17 protein-coding genes and 1 tRNA gene are annotated in these 15432 nt (G+C 45.6%); 5 read left to right on the forward strand and 13 right to left on the reverse strand.

All coding sequences use genetic code 11. The features are described 5' to 3' along the window. The first annotated feature begins 10 nt into the window (after positions 1–10). Both NQ510_RS18495 and NQ510_RS18500 read left to right on the forward strand, forming a co-directional pair. On the forward strand, positions 11–1288 hold the full coding sequence (locus tag NQ510_RS18495) for an IgA Peptidase M64 (protein WP_005827109.1): 1278 nt from the start codon (positions 11–13) through the stop codon (positions 1286–1288). 24 nt (positions 1289–1312) lie between these two features. Next, a complete protein-coding gene (locus NQ510_RS18500) occupies positions 1313–1849 on the forward strand; it encodes a GNAT family N-acetyltransferase (protein ID WP_005827111.1) in 537 nt (178 codons plus the stop codon). A 75-nt stretch (positions 1850–1924) separates the two neighbouring features. Here the strand turns inward: NQ510_RS18500 and NQ510_RS18505 are convergent, their stop codons facing one another. From NQ510_RS18505 to NQ510_RS18545, 9 genes are all read right to left on the reverse strand, one after another. Further along, positions 1925–2389 carry an ExbD/TolR family protein gene (locus NQ510_RS18505; RefSeq protein ID WP_005827114.1) on the reverse strand — a complete coding sequence of 155 codons (465 nt, stop codon included), beginning with the start codon at positions 2387–2389 and terminating at the stop codon, positions 1925–1927. Continuing rightward, positions 2389–2979 carry an ExbD/TolR family protein gene (locus tag NQ510_RS18510; RefSeq protein WP_005827116.1) on the reverse strand — a complete coding sequence of 197 codons (591 nt, stop codon included), beginning with the start codon at positions 2977–2979 and terminating at the stop codon, positions 2389–2391. The genes NQ510_RS18505 and NQ510_RS18510 overlap by 1 nt, the downstream gene beginning before the upstream one ends. Before the next feature lie 36 nt (positions 2980–3015). Beyond that, complete coding sequence (locus NQ510_RS18515) at positions 3016–3501, reverse strand: hypothetical protein (protein ID WP_005827118.1); 486 nt, start codon at positions 3499–3501, stop codon at positions 3016–3018. A gap of 5 nt (positions 3502–3506) precedes the next feature. Next, positions 3507–4310: a MotA/TolQ/ExbB proton channel family protein gene (locus NQ510_RS18520; RefSeq protein WP_005827120.1), complete on the reverse strand. Its 804-nt coding sequence runs from the start codon at positions 4308–4310 to the stop codon at positions 3507–3509. Between the two features lie 77 nt (positions 4311–4387). After that, positions 4388–4475 (reverse strand) — tRNA-Ser (locus NQ510_RS18525). 162 nt (positions 4476–4637) lie between these two features. Further along, positions 4638–5417 carry a TatD family hydrolase gene (locus tag NQ510_RS18530; RefSeq protein WP_005827124.1) on the reverse strand — a complete coding sequence of 260 codons (780 nt, stop codon included), beginning with the start codon at positions 5415–5417 and terminating at the stop codon, positions 4638–4640. Positions 5418–5425: 8 nt separating this feature from the next. Then, the gene (locus NQ510_RS18535; RefSeq protein WP_005827126.1) at positions 5426–6127 is read right to left on the reverse strand and encodes a hypothetical protein; all 702 of its coding nucleotides are present in this window, start codon (positions 6125–6127) and stop codon (positions 5426–5428) included. Positions 6128–6145: 18 nt separating this feature from the next. Then, complete coding sequence (locus NQ510_RS18540; RefSeq protein ID WP_034525526.1) at positions 6146–7120, reverse strand: polyprenyl synthetase family protein; 975 nt, start codon at positions 7118–7120, stop codon at positions 6146–6148. Between the two features lie 80 nt (positions 7121–7200). Next, positions 7201–7887 carry an energy transducer TonB gene (locus NQ510_RS18545; RefSeq protein WP_005827130.1) on the reverse strand — a complete coding sequence of 229 codons (687 nt, stop codon included), beginning with the start codon at positions 7885–7887 and terminating at the stop codon, positions 7201–7203. A 262-nt stretch (positions 7888–8149) separates the two neighbouring features. Here NQ510_RS18545 and cmk point away from each other — a divergent pair, with 262 nt between their 5' ends. The 3 genes from cmk (at position 8150) to pfkA (ending at position 10839) form a co-directional block, all read left to right on the forward strand. Next, a complete protein-coding gene (cmk, locus tag NQ510_RS18550; RefSeq protein ID WP_034525522.1) occupies positions 8150–8845 on the forward strand; it encodes a (d)CMP kinase in 696 nt (231 codons plus the stop codon). Positions 8846–8852: 7 nt separating this feature from the next. Next, positions 8853–9719 carry a 4-hydroxy-3-methylbut-2-enyl diphosphate reductase gene (locus tag NQ510_RS18555; protein WP_005827134.1) on the forward strand — a complete coding sequence of 289 codons (867 nt, stop codon included), beginning with the start codon at positions 8853–8855 and terminating at the stop codon, positions 9717–9719. Between the two features lie 139 nt (positions 9720–9858). Continuing rightward, positions 9859–10839, forward strand: a complete 981-nt coding sequence (gene pfkA / locus NQ510_RS18560) for a 6-phosphofructokinase (protein WP_005827137.1) — start codon at positions 9859–9861, stop codon at positions 10837–10839. A gap of 60 nt (positions 10840–10899) precedes the next feature. On the opposite strand, the gene NQ510_RS18565 is transcribed toward pfkA, so the two are convergent. The 4 genes from NQ510_RS18565 to NQ510_RS18580 form a co-directional block, all read right to left on the reverse strand. Then, positions 10900–11739 carry an SDR family oxidoreductase gene (locus NQ510_RS18565; protein WP_005827139.1) on the reverse strand — a complete coding sequence of 280 codons (840 nt, stop codon included), beginning with the start codon at positions 11737–11739 and terminating at the stop codon, positions 10900–10902. 36 nt (positions 11740–11775) lie between these two features. Further along, entirely contained in the window at positions 11776–12999 is a 1224-nt protein-coding gene (locus NQ510_RS18570) for an NADH:flavin oxidoreductase (RefSeq protein ID WP_005827141.1), read from the reverse strand. Positions 13000–13071: 72 nt separating this feature from the next. Further along, positions 13072–13842, reverse strand: coding sequence for a DUF1295 domain-containing protein (locus tag NQ510_RS18575; RefSeq protein WP_005827144.1), 771 nt, complete (start codon positions 13840–13842; stop codon positions 13072–13074). A gap of 246 nt (positions 13843–14088) precedes the next feature. After that, positions 14089–15432, reverse strand: a complete 1344-nt coding sequence (locus NQ510_RS18580; protein ID WP_005827148.1) for a citrate/2-methylcitrate synthase — start codon at positions 15430–15432, stop codon at positions 14089–14091.

Genomic DNA, 15432 nt, shown 5'->3' on the forward strand with positions numbered 1-15432 from the left:
ATGAACCGTTATGAAAAAGTATTCCTTATTCCTATTATGCCTGATGGCAGCAATATCCTTGCATGCCCAAAGTTTTGCCGATTATTTTGCAGATAAAACCCTGCGTGTCGACTATATCTTTACCGGAAATGCAGCCAAACAAGAGATATGCCTGGACGGATTGTCTTGTCTCCCCTCTTGGGCAGGAAGGAAGCATCATTTATCTGAGTTACCCCTGCAAGGAAACGGACAAATCATTATGCGAGATGCAGCCAATGGCAGCGTAATCTACAAAACATCCTTTTCTTCGCTCTTCCAGGAGTGGCTGGAAACGGATGAAGCCAAAGCGGTGACCAAAGGATTCGAAAACACCTTTCTCCTTCCCTATCCCCTCCGTCCTGCAGAAATAGAAATAACACTTCTCGACCCGCGTAGAAATGTACGGGCAAGCATGAAACATACGGTCAGTCCCGACGACATCCTGATACATCAGAAAGGTACTGCCCACATCACACCACATAAATATCTGCTGCAAAGCGGCAATACGGCCAAATGCATCGACGTAGCCATCCTTGCAGAAGGATATACTCCCGAAGAGATGCCGGTATTCTACGAAGACGCAGCCATTGCCTGCGAAAGTCTGTTTGCCCACGAACCCTTCCGGTCCATGAAAAAGCACTTCAACATTGTAGCAGTGGCCAGCCCCTCCGAAGACAGCGGAGTAAGCGTACCACGCCTCGGAGAATGGAAACGGACAGCATTCAGCTCTCATTTCAGCACATTCTATTCAGACCGGTATCTGACAACCTCCCGTGTCAAATCCATACACGATGCGCTGGCGGGAATACCGTATGAACACATCATCATCCTTGCCAATACGGAAGAATACGGAGGCGGTGGAATCTATAATTCCTATACCCTTACTACCGCCCACCATTCCATGTTCCGCCCCGTTGTGGTACATGAGTTCGGGCATAGCTTTGGCGGACTGGCCGATGAATACTTCTACGACAATGACGTGATGACAGATACCTATCCACTAGATGTGGAACCCTGGGAACAGAACATCAGCACAAGAATCGATTTCACTTCCAAATGGAAAGATATGCTTGCTCAAGGAACTCCCGTTCCTACTCCCTCTTCTGAAAGTGGAACATATCCCGTAGGCGTATATGAAGGAGCTGGCTATTCTGCCAAAGGCATCTACCGTCCGGCAGACAATTGCCGCATGCGCACCAATGAATACCCTACTTTCTGCCCGGTCTGCCAACGGGCCATCTGCCGCGTCATTGAATTTTATACTGAATAAAAACAAACTAAACTAAAAGAACTTATGATCAGACTTCAACGTATTACAACAGCTGACACAGACTTGTACAGCTACATGGAGAAATTAATGACTCAATCGTTCCCTTCAGAGGAGTACCGGGAACTGGAGGAATTGCGCAAGTATACAGATACCAAAACGCACTTCTATAACAATATCATCTTCCATAACAACACCCCGGTAGGTCTCATCACTTACTGGGATTTCGGACATTTTTACTATATAGAGCATTTTGCCATTGACCCCGCACAGCGTAACGGCGGATATGGAAAGAGCGTACTGAACCATTTATGCCAACTCTTAAAACATCCCATCGTCTTGGAAGTGGAAATACCCGAAGAAGAAATGGCTAAACGCCGCATTAACTTCTATCAACGGCAAGGATTCTCCTTATGGGAAAAGCCCTACCAACAACCACCCTATAAAACAGGCGACAACTACCTGCCTATGCTCATCATGGCCTATGGAGATATAGAATGTGGAAAGGATTTTGACTCTGTAAAGGAACACATCTACCGCGAAGTATATAATGTGAAATCTTAAAAAAACAATATACTTAAAACAATAAAGGTCGTTTCAACAAATGAAACGACCTTTATTATATCATTAAACTAACTTTTACTGACGCGGTTGCGCAGAATAGTTAATCTTCAAAGCATAAGCCTTACGAAGCGCTTCTTTGATATCTGTTACGATACCCATTTTCGTATCTTGGTCAACTTTCAAAGACACTGTCATCTGCGGCTGATCTTCTTCCTTCATACTGGCACGTTCACCAATAATGTAATCTTGAATTTCAGCAACTTCAGCATAGCTGTCGTTCAACTGGATACGGCTCTCATTACCTAACTTCTTACGAAATTCGGCAGTAGGTTTTCCTACATAGATAAACGTAACCAAAGACTTCTTTTCAAGTTTCTCCAATTCTGTAGCTTGCGGAACCTTAAACTCAACCTTCAATGTTACCTCACGCATCGTTGTTACAATCATGAAGAAGAACAACAAGGTGAAGATAAGGTCAGGCAGAGAAGAAGTGTTCAACGCCGGCATTCCACGTTTACCAGTCTTATTAAATTTTCCCATTACTTCTTTTCTCCGTACTTTTTAGGTTCTGCCTCAGAAATCTTCTGAGAATAAATTTCACGAATTGCATCTTGTTGTTCTTGATCCAACTCCATATAATTCTTCTGCCACTTTTCCTGAGCCAATTCATCACGCAACTCGTTATAAGCTGCTACCAACTCATTCTGTACAGACATATATGCTTTGTATGAAGAACCACGGTCACAACGCAAAGAAATCACATGGCCTTCCGTCACTTGTACTGTACCGAAGAAAGGAACATTCTTAGAAATCTTTTCCGGTTTTGTATCTTCGTTATACGGATTGGCAATAAATTCTTTTGCTTTTGCACGCAATTGGTCAACAGTAATATAATCATTCCCGCACATTAACTGGTCCTGCATGTTCAAGAAGACTTGCAATACGTTGCGTTCCTTCTTCTTTGCATCGTCCAACTTCTGGTCCTTTTCCGGTGGAGGCGGCAAACGTCTTGCCAAACCACGGTCGGTATCCATAGATGTTGTAATCAAGAAGAAAATCAGCAACAAGAAAGCGATGTCCGCAGTAGAACTTGAGTTAATTTCAGGAACTTCTCTTTTCTTTTTAGCCATTGTAATTATATCTTTAAATTGAGTTACCTCAATTGATTATGATAATTTTTTCTTAATGCTACTAAAAATGATTGCCAAGACTGTACCAGCAAACAAGATATAGATAGAATAAAGGAACATGTCAGTAAGCTTCAACCAGAAAGGTACGTTCTCAGTTCCGCTATAACCCGGAATAACAAGTGGTTCTTCACTACCCATAGTCCAAGAAATAACAACAACTGCAACCAATATAACCAAACCAATCAAAGATTTCAACGCTGCTCCCGGATTGTCTTTCAGTGCAGCTCCAAATTGGAACAAAACACCAACCACGGTAGCAATAATAGCTACAAAGAACAGAATGTACATCAAATAAATCAATGCGTCTGTATGAGCCGGTTGCCACATTTCTGCGTCAACGCTTGCCAACACTGCATCGCCCTGAGCATCTCCACCGAAGAAGAACATGCCCAACACTACCAAGATGATAGCGAACATGACATACAGTGCATAGTATGATACTTTATATGATAACTTAGCCATCTTAATTATTTTTTGTATTTCAAGTCATATTTGATAACCATATCCAACAGAGAGATAGAAGAATCTTCCATTTCGCTGGTCAAAGCTTCAATCTTAGCCAGGATGTAGTTATAGAATACCTGCAGAATCAAGGCAACGATCAAACCGAAGATAGTTGTAATCAAGGCAACCTTCATACCACCTGCTACAACCGTCGGAGAGATATCACCTACCTGCTGGATCTTATCAAATGCCTGCACCATACCGATTACAGTACCCAAGAATCCCAAAGACGGAGCCATAGCGATGAACAGTGTAATCCAAGAGCAACCTTTTTCCAGGTAACCAGCTTGTACACCACCGTAAGAAACTACTGACTTTTCTACTACGTCGATACCTTGGTCAATTCTCATCAGACCTTGATAGTAGATAGAAGCGATAGGACCTCTAGTGTTACGTGCGATGTCTTTAGCAGCTTCAACGTCACCTTTTTCCAAAGCAGCTTCAATAGCAGCCAAGAACTTCTTTGTGTTGATTTCAGCCAAGCTCAAATAAATGATACGTTCAATACAGAATGCAAGACCGATAACCAATGCGATAGCTACCAAACTCATGAAAGATGCAGTACCTTCAATAAACTTAGTTTTGAGTTCTTTGTGGATACCACCTTCTGTAGCTTCCATAGCGGCAGGAGCAGCAGCGTCAGCAGCAGGTGCTACAGCTGCTTGTTCAGTTTGTTCAGCTGCAGGAGCATCTTGAGCCTGAGCAAGTTGAGTTGAGCCAAATGTTAAGACTCCCATCACAGCAACAATTGCAAATAACTTTTTCATTGTGTGTCTAATTTTTAAGATTAATTAATTAATTTATTTATTATAATTTGTTGTTTTATCTCCATTTTATCACACTGCGGAGAGACGGGGATTCGAACCCCGGATACCCTTTAGGGGTATACACGCTTTCCAGGCGTGCCTCTTCAACCACTCGAGCATCTCTCCAATAGACGCCTTTTCTGAAATCGGGTGCAAATTACAAAAAAAATGCGAACCACCAGCGTTTTCAGCTACAAATGTATTCTTTTTTTTGTTGTTCTGCCTCATTCTCCCCGTTTTATATTAAATAAAATCTCAAAATTAATAAACTTTAAAATCTTAAAGAGCTTATTTGAGCATTCCGAACACTTTTAAAGCGTTATCAGAAGTAACCTGGGCCACCTTTTCAGGAGAGTTCCCATAGATTCCGGCCACCTTTACCAAAGTATCCTTAACATATGCGCTTTCGTTCCTCTTGCCTCGATTGGGAACCGGAGTCAGATAAGGGGAATCGGTTTCCAGCACGATGCGTTCCAAAGGAATATTCTTCAAGACTTCGGGCAAAGTTGATTTCTTGAAAGTCACCACACCATTTATTCCTATCATGAAATCCGCAAATTCCATAATCCTGCAGGCCTCTTCCGAGGTTCCCGTAAAACTATGGAAAATTCCTTTCAAAGGAGTCTGCTGATAGGGTTTCAACACATTATATATATGGTCAAACGCTTCCCTACAATGCAGCACTACCGGCAAACCGTATTCCAAAGCCCACTCAATCTGCTTGTCCAACACCCTTTGCTGCTCTCTAAGAAAAGTCTTATCCCAATACAAGTCCATACCAATCTCGCCAACCGCAACAAATTCATTCGGTGAAGCCAGCTCCCGGGCCACTATTTCCAACTCCTTTTCATAATCCGCACCCACAGAGGTAGGGTGCAATCCAATCATCGGATAGCAATACCCTTTATATTCACGGCACACCCGAAGCATAGGTCCTATGGTGGTACTATCGATATTGGGCATAAAAATATGCGTGACTCCTGCCTCACGGGCACGAGCCATCACTTGAGGCAAATCCTCTGCAAACTCTTCTAAAAAAAGATGGGAATGTGAATCAATCAATCTCATTCTTCAACTTACTCTTTGCGTTTCTCACCGGTACGGTAATAATAGATTATTCCATAATCACGGCATAAATCCAAACGTTTCTCATTGGGAGTGACCTCCTCGAATTTCTTTTCAACCTGGTTCCATATATCCAAAATCAAACCATCCGCCTCTGCACGCATCGAAGCCAAGGTGTCCAAACTGCGGGCTGTCAAAGATTGAAGATTCTTTTGCTTCTCATAACTATCCATGAAAATATCATAATGCACCCTCACTTTTGCAATCGTAGGGTTATAAATGGGAATTCCTCCCTGGGATATACGTTTGTTTTCCCCATCCACGATTTTACGCCCCCACTCTGCCAAGGCAGGCTCTGTCGATAAATCAGGCACATTATTGTTGCTTGTGTCCAAACCGTAATATTCCTTATGAGCAATACGCACTTCAGAACGGATGACAGCTAAATTCAACACCTGGATAAAATGAGAAATATACAGACGGGCAGTCTTTACATTAGCCTGATGCTTACGTCCCGCCCGAGCCTGCCGCTCAAAACAGTCGGCATAATAAGCTTGCGCAGCTTCAAACTTTGTAAGAAAATTCCGCGCATCAGTCAACGCCTTCAAAGATACGGCCAAATCATACACATTACATATATCACCCTTGACGACCACTGCTTTCAGCGCCCGTATTCTCGCTTGATCTGTATTAGGCAATCTTCTATAAGGCATTTTCTCCCGGATTTAAAGTTATACTTCCCGATGCATCAGGTTAGCCATCAGGTTCTTCAATTCCTCTTTCTTTTCATCTGCCACCTTCACCGCCAACAGACTTTCCATTGCGCGTTCACAATACTCTTCCATCTTTTTCTCACACAGTTCCTTGACGCCAATCCGGTTATACAGTTCCGTCACCGCAGCAACTTTCTCCTCCGGGTTGAATGCAACAGCATCCACCCAAGCATTCAAGCGGGTCAACTGCTCCTCATCCGCATGTTCAAAAGCCTTTATCAGCATGTAGGTCTTTTTATTGCACAGAATATCACCTCCAATATTCTTTCCAAAGACGGCAGCATCGCCATAAACATCCAGGAAATCATCTTTCAACTGAAAAGCGACACCCAAGTTCATGCCAAAATCATACAACTGCTCCGCATCTTCAGAAGAAGCCCCTCCCAAAAGAGCGCCAATCTTCAAGCTTGCAGCCAACAATACCGAAGTTTTCAGACGAATCATTTCCAGATACTCCTCTGCCTTCACATCCTTCCGATGTTCAAACTCCATATCCAGCTGCTGTCCTTCACAGATTTCCAGTGCAGTCAGGCTAAATATATCCATCACCTCTTTCAGGTGTTCAACCGGGCATTGAGCCATAAACTGATAAGCTAATACAAGCATTGCATCCCCCGAAAGGATGGCAGCATTGTCATCCCAAACTTTATGTACCGTCTCCTTACCACGGCGACGGTCTGCACGGTCCATCAAGTCGTCATGCAAAAGAGTATAATTATGATACACTTCAATCCCCGTTGCAGGGTTAAAAATACGGGTAATATCCTCCTGATACAGATTGTAGGCCATCAACATCAATACCGGACGGATTCTTTTTCCGCCCATGGACAACACATAGGTAACGGGAGCATATAAACCTTGAGGAGTACGGGTAAACTGCAATTCTGCAATATGAGAATTTATTCTTTCTAAAAGCTCGGAAGCTGTAAACATGGCATTTTCAGAATTTAGGGAATAGCGGATAATGAAAAGAGGCTGCATTCCGGCAGCCTCTCCCACTTATAGATATTTTATTACTGCAATCTAAACATTACAGGCACGGTATACTTAACACGAACGGGTTTACCACGCTGCATACCGGGTTTCCACTTCGGCATGCCCATAATCACGCGGACAGCTTCTTTGTCCAAATACGGGTCAACGCCTCTCAGAACTTTAGCATCTACGATACTACCGTCCTTATTAACCACGAACTGTACAGTTACACGGCCTTGAGTTCCGTTTTCCTGTGCAATAGTAGGATATTTAATATTCTTGCTCAAATACTGCATCAAACCAGCCATACCACCATTCGGGAACTCAGGCATCTGTTCTACCACCTCGAAGATAGTCTGTTCTTCCGGTTCTTCCTCTTCCACTGCTACGGGAACATATTTGATTTCCACAGCCTGGTTCAATTCTTCAGAAGATACAATGGCCGTTTCTTCCACGTCAGCATCGTCTTCAACGATAGTCAACGTCTCTGCAATTGAAGGGGCTTCGGGAGGCGGAGGAGTAACCTGCTCCGGCTGTTCTGTAATAGGGATGATTTCCTCTTCAAAAAATACGTCGGTAATAGCCTGGCTCGTGTCAATCTTGATGTCACGCTTTGTCCACTCGAACGCAACAAACATGAAAGCGAGCACGATTACATAACCGACAAGCAGCCAAGTCGACTTCTTACTCTCCAGGTCTGCCTTAGGTGATTTCTTAATTTCCATAATTTATAATATAATTTTAGTGTTTCTCATTTGGGGCAAATATAGCACTTTTCCCAAGAATGTTCACGCTCTGCTGTTTTTTTTTACACAATAGGCGCTCCATTTTCATTTTTTTAATCCTTCAAAAACCTCCATGTGCTTTTGTGCCACAAATGTAACGAGATATTTTAAAAATACCGTATCTTTGGCAAGAATTTTAAATGAAATATTGAAATTTTCTGTTTTGCAGGTGTTATACCTATATAACTATAGCATAAAAGTCATGAAAAAGATAACAATAGCAATCGACGGTTTTTCCTCTTGCGGGAAAAGCACTATGGCCAAAGACCTCGCCCGCGAAATCGGTTACATATATATAGATAGTGGTGCCATGTATCGGGCAGTAACATTATATAGTATAGAGAATGGTATTTTCCAGGGTGACCGCATAGATGCCGAAAAACTGAAAAGTCTAATAAAGGATATACATATTTCTTTCCGCCTGAACCCCGAAACCGGACGCCCGGATACCTACCTGAACGGAGTAAATGTAGAAAACAAAATCCGTACCATGGAAGTATCTTCACGTGTCAGCCCCATTGCAACATTGGATTTCGTACGCGAAGCTATGGTGGCACAGCAACAAGAGATGGGCAAGGCCAAGGGTATCGTTATGGATGGGCGCGACATCGGCACTACCGTTTTTCCGGATGCCGAGCTGAAAATTTTTGTAACCGCCACCCCCGAGATACGGGCACAACGCCGCTATGACGAACTAAAGGCCAAAGGGGAAGAAGCCAGCTTTGACGAAATTCTGGAAAATGTGAAACAACGGGACTATATTGACCAAAACCGGGATGTAAGTCCGCTGCGCAAAGCTTCTGACGCTTTATTGTTGGACAACAGCCACCTGAGCATTTCCCAACAAAAGGAATGGCTGGCGGAACAATTCGAACGGGTTATAAAGGAGAAGAACTGAACCGGATATGGCAAAAGTAGAAATAGACGAAGGCTCCGGCTTCTGTTTCGGAGTTGTCACCGCAATAAACAAGGCAGAAGAGGAACTGGCGAAAGGAGGAACCCTCTATTGTCTGGGAGACATCGTGCACAACAGCCGTGAAGTGGAACGCCTGAAGGCAATGGGGCTGATTACCATCAACCATGAGGAATTCAACCACCTCCACAACGCCAAAGTGCTGCTGCGTGCTCATGGAGAGCCCCCTGAAACTTATGACATTGCCCGCCGCAACAATATAGAAATCATTGACGCAACCTGCCCGGTCGTACTCCGCCTGCAAAAGAAGATTAAGCAAGAGTACGTCCAGGAAGACAACCGCGACAAGCAAATTGTCATCTATGGCAAAAATGGACACGCCGAAGTACTGGGTCTGGTAGGACAAACCACCGGAAAGGCCATCGTCATCGAAAAGCAGGAAGAGGCAAGGAAACTGGATTTCAGCAAAGACATCCGTCTCTACTCCCAGACCACAAAGTCTCTGGACGGATTTCAAAACATTGTGAAATACATAGAGGGACATATCTCACCGAAAGTCACTTTCGAGTCCTATGACACTATCTGCCGACAAGTAGCAAACCGGATACCTAATATCCGGAAATTTGCAGCTTCCCATGATTTAATATTCTTTGTCAGCGGCAAAAAAAGCTCTAACGGCAAGATGCTGTTCAGTGAGTGTAAAAAAGTCAATGCCAATTCACATTTGATAGACAGTGCCGAAGAAATAGATAGTTCTCTGTTAGCCGGTGCCAATTCCATCGGTGTCTGCGGAGCCACTTCCACCCCCAAATGGCTGATGGAAGAAATTTCAGAAGCCATAAAGTCAAAACTTAAATAACAGTTTGTCATCCTTTTGGAACAGCAAATTAACGTAATTTATTAGTCACCGCCTCAGCTTTTTACTATCTTTGCGGCATGAAAAAATAGTCCAAATCTATTTTTCATCATGATTATTAATACTAAACAAAAAGATTGTTATGGGAACAGTTAAGTGCATTGGTATCTTGACATCAGGAGGTGATGCTCCGGGAATGAACGCAGCCATACGTGCCGTGACACGTTCGGCTATTTACAACGGACTTTCAGTTAAAGGTATATATAGAGGTTACAAAGGTCTGGTAACCGGCGAAATCAAAGAATTCAAAAGCCAAAATGTCAGCAACATCATCCAGCTGGGTGGTACAATCCTGAAGACAGCCCGCTGCAAAGAGTTCACGACTCCCGAGGGCCGCCAGATTGCTTACGACAACATGAAGAAAGAAGGCATTGACGCCTTAGTGATTATCGGAGGCGACGGTTCGCTGACCGGTGCTCGTATCTTTGCACAAGAGTTTGACGTGCCTTGTATCGGGCTGCCGGGAACTATCGACAATGACCTTTATGGAACAGATACCACTATCGGCTACGACACCGCGCTGAACACGATCCTGGATGCTGTGGACAAAATCCGTGATACAGCCACTTCCCATGAGCGCTTGTTTTTCGTAGAAGTCATGGGACGCGATGCCGGTTTCCTCGCTCTGAACGGCGCCATCGCCTCCGGAGCAGAAGCAGCCATTATCCCGGAATTCAGTACGGAAGTGGACCAACTGGAAGAATTCATCAAGAACGGTTTCCGGAAATCCAAGAACAGCAGTATCGTACTGGTAGCCGAGAGTGAACTGACCGGCGGTGCAATGCACTATGCAGAGCGTGTAAAGAACGAATACCCCCAATATGACGTACGCGTAACCATCCTCGGTCACTTGCAACGCGGCGGTAGCCCTACGGCACACGACCGTATCCTTGCCAGCCGTCTGGGCGCAGCCGCCATCGACGCCATCATGGAAGGACAGCGCAATGTCATGATAGGCATTGACCACGATGAAGTGGTATACGTTCCCTTCACGAAGGCCATCAAGAATGACAAACCCATCAAGAAAGACCTTGTAAATGTATTGAGAGAACTGTCTATCTAATGACAGACAGTTCAGATACCCCATAAACAGAGAAGGCGACATATGCGCCTTCTCTGTTTTTTACAACCATTTTTTCACTATACTTTCCGTCCTCTCCCACAGTTCTTCCATCTGTACATGCCGGGTGTACTTCTCCGAAAGAGACTTGGGACGGCAACTGGCATTCAATGTCCCCGTACGTTTACCGGCATCCTCATCCAGCAATAAGCCGACAGCTGTTGCAGCTCCCTTACGGGGAGTACGGATAAAAGGCCTGAAAAGTATATCTGTCAGCGGGTCAAACCACATATGCATGGTGATGATATTGGTAGACACAATCCCCGGGTCGGCCGCATTCACAACAATACCTTTGTGTTTGACGCGACTGGCCAAGTCGATGGTGAACAGAGTCAATGCCAGCTTCGTGTTGCTATATATAGGAATGCGCCAAAAGCCACCCTTCCTTCCCCGGAGGAAAAAATCCGGAAAGTCAAGATGACCGATGGCATACGTACAAGATACCATATTCACAATACGGCTCCCCTCTCCCATCAATGGTAGCAGCTTGCGGGTCAGCAGGTAAGGCCCTACATAATTGACACTCACCGTCCGTTCCAGTCCGTCTTCGGTAATGCGGCGTTCCGTTTCCATGGTTCCGGCATTGTTCATCAGCAACGCCAACGGCTCTCCCCGCTTCAACAGATGCTCTGCAAATGCGGCCACTGAAGCCAGAGATGCCAAATCAATGGGAGCAGTCTCAATACGCGGATTACCGGTTTCACGCATCAGTAGTTGCCGCTTGGGTTCGGCAGCTTGGGGGTCACGGCATGCCATGATGACCTGATAGCCGGCAGTTGCCACTGCGCGGGTAATTTCCATGCCCATGCCACCGTCTGCCCCAGTTATAACAGCTAAATTCACTTTAATAATTAAAAATTGAAAATTAAAAACTAAAAATCAGCCTTTCGCTTCGATTTTCTCTATCTCCTTTTTCAGACAAGGTGGAAGCTCCTCCTTCAAATGCTGATGGCATACCATCTCGATGGAATACATCCGGGCAATGCAATAATTACTATGCCGGCAGTTGCAACGTGCATTCTCTTCGGCACGCATGCGGTTGACGAACCCCGGCTCATTGAGCAGAGCACGTGCCATTTGCACAGCCTCGAAACCGTCATCCAGCACCTCATCTATCTTGTCCCTGGAAACCAGGCCACCCACATAAACCAACGGTATCTTCAAGGCGGCACGGAATTTCAAGGCATCTTCCAGGAAATAGGCTTCCTTAAACGGTACGCTCGGTATCATCCATTTGCCTACCATGCGTACACCGTATTTCAACCACCAGCAGGTCATGTAATGCGTCATGCTGCGGATAGGCATTTCGCCCCGCATGACATACATCGGCGCCTTACTGACGAACCCACCGCTCAAGACCAGCGCATGTGCTCCCGACTGCTCCAGCCTCCGGGCCACCTGCATCGTCTCATCCAGTTCCATCCCTCCACGGAAACCGTCACGCATGTTCATCTTCACCAGCACAGCCATATCACTGCCGGCAGCCTTCATCACTTCTTCCATCACCATATCCATAAAACGCATACGGTTCTGCAACGAGCCTCCGAACTCGTCTTTCCGATGGTTGGTGGACGGGGACAAGAACTGGCTGATGAGATAGCCATGCCCTGCATGAATCTCTACAGAATCAAATCCGGCCTCCCGTGCCAGATTCACCGAACGTCCATAAGCGCGCGCCATCTCCGGCAGCTCATCGGCACGAAGTCCGCGCACAAAAGTAGGAGAATAAAGATTGAAACCGGAAGATGCGCCGACAGGCATACAACCGCAAATACTCTTATGGGACATATTGCCACAGTGTCCCAACTGGATGCCTGCCGCAGCCCCCTCCGCATGTATGGCATCAGTCAGCCTACGGAGTCCGGGGATAATCTCAGGACGCATCCACAACTGGCGGTCAAAAGACAAGCCGCTCTGAGTAACTGCCGCATAAGCAACAGTAGTCATACCTATACCGCCCGCCGCTACCGACCGATGATAGTCGAGCAACATGTCCGACGGAGCGTTTCCGGGACACATGCTCTCGAAAGCAGCCGAACGGATGGTACGGTTACGCAAAGTCAACGGTCCGAAAGTGACGGGGGTGAATAACTTGGATTCCATCGTTATGAGTTATGAGTTATAAGTTATAAGTTATGAATTATTCATTTTCCATTTTCAACTCTCCATTTTCCATTAATAAAGAAATGGAATGATGCGTTTGCGCTTTCCTACCGCCTCATCACCAAACTCCTCCCGATAACGGCGGTGAATGGCATCGGCACGGGGAACAAGGTTGGCAAACGTCCACCAGACGAACACCCAGGCGGCGGGAGAAGCTGTGAGTATGGCAAACCCCGTCCATTCCACCAGTTCACCGAAGTAATTGGCAGAAGTGACGTATCGGTAAAGCCCTTTTCCGGGAAGATAATGCTTCGTATCACCTGGCCTGCGCAGATGACGTATCACATAGTCGGAATGCAAATTGACGAACATACCTGCAAAAAACAGAATGATTCCCAACAAGGCATGAGGTTTCAGCAAATAGGCCCAGCCATCGGCATACAAGCCTTCGGGAGCGAAATAGAACAAACCGCCCGCCTGCATCATCCCGTTCAAAAGGTTGAAGACGATACCCATCGCCATAATAGCTACCGGCATCCGGCTTTTACCTTTCAGCAGGAACGGAAAAATAAAGGCCCGCTGAAGATAGTGCAACTGAAACAGCAGGAAGAAGAAATATACCGGCACGGCAAATCCCGCTCCACTCTTCCCCCACAACCCAAACATGACGATGAATACCGGCGCTTCCATAAGCACCCACGCCAGTTTATTATTGATGGAGATTCCCCACGAGGCAGTACGGAACATGCCATAACCCGCTTTGACAAAATAGAGTGCAATAAAGACAACCAATGCCACAGCACTCATTACCCACAGAAATATCTGAAAAGTTTCCTGATTCATAGTTCTTTATTTATGCGAAGCAAAGATAAAGAAAACTCACAACAAACAAATCGTTTTCCCCGGATAATTGTTTTTTCATGCAAAAACCAGTGTTTTTTACTGAGAAGATTAAGCAGTAGAGATACGAAAATCTAATCGTTCCATCATGGAGTAAATTTCATTCCACCATGGAGAAAAAACCGTTCCACCATGGTGGAACGATTTTTTCCCCGTGATGGAACGATTTAAAAGATACAAGTCTAATCCTTACCGTTTCTTAATGGGCACATAAGCCACCTCATCCAAAACATTCTTATAGGCAGGACGGATAATACGCTTGCCTTCGAAATTCAATTCTTCATTGCGATGTGCACACCAACCGACAATACGTGCCATGGCAAACAAAGGCGTGAAGATTTCCTGCGGCAGCCCAATCATCTCGTAGACAAAGCCCGAATAGAAATCCACATTACTCGAAACCGTCTTGCCATTATTCTTCACACGGCCAAACACATCAATGGCGCGCTCCTCGAGCAGTTCAAGGAAAGCGAACTCGCGTTCTTTCCCTTTTTCGCGGGCAAGGTCGCGGGCAAGCTCTTTCAGCAGAATGGCGCGCGGGTCGGAAATGGTATAGACGGCATGTCCGATACCATATATCAAGCCGGTCTTGTTATAGGCTTCCTTGTTGAGCATGCGGGTGAAGTAAGTATCAATCTCATCCACATTCGTCCAGTCCTGAATGTTTTCCTGCAGATGGTGGAACATATCGGCAACCTGGATATTGGCACCTCCATGAAGCGGCCCTTTCAAGGAACCGATACCTGCCGCTATCGAAGAGTAAGTATCCGTCCCGGTAGAAGAAGTGACACGTACGGTAAAAGTGGAGTTGTTACCACCACCGTGCTCGGCCTGAAGAACCAGCAGCAGGTCGAGCGTGCGGGCATCCAGCTCCGTGTAGTCCTTCTTCAGCATATAGAGGAAATTCTCGGCAATGGAAAGGTTTTCCTGCGGATGGCGGATATGCAGTGAACGGCCATGGGTGGCATGGCGAAGCATGTTATAGGCATACGCAATGATGGTCGGGAATTTCGAAATAAGCTCAATGCTCTGCCGCATCAGATTATCGCGGGAAGTGTCATCTGCATCAGGGTCAAAACGATACATCTCGAGCACGCTGCGCGCCAGGATGTTCATAATGTTGTTTCCTTCGAGTTCAATGATATTCATCTTGGTCTTCTGCTCCAGCGGCATGTTGTCGTTGATGAGTTCACGGAAAGAAGAGAGTTCTTCCTTGTCGGGCAGGCGACCGGAAAGCAACAAGTAGGCAATTTCCTCAAAACCGAAACGCTTCTCTTTGATGATGGCGTGTGCCAAGTCATCCACATCATAACCGCGGTAGAACAATTTGCCGGGAATAGGCTTCAGCCCTCCACCGGGGATGCGTTCATAGCCGACCACATTGCCTATTTGGGTCAACCCCACCAAGACTCCCGTGCCGTCCTCATTACGCAAACCGCGCTTCACATCAAACTTCCTGAACAGTTCATTCTCAATCCGGGTAGCTTCCTTCAAATCTTCGGAAAGCTTGTAAATCAGATACTCCTTCTTCAT

Origin of the sequence: Bacteroides uniformis (assembly GCF_025147485.1) — a bacterium.
Taxonomy (GTDB): domain Bacteria; phylum Bacteroidota; class Bacteroidia; order Bacteroidales; family Bacteroidaceae; genus Bacteroides; species Bacteroides uniformis.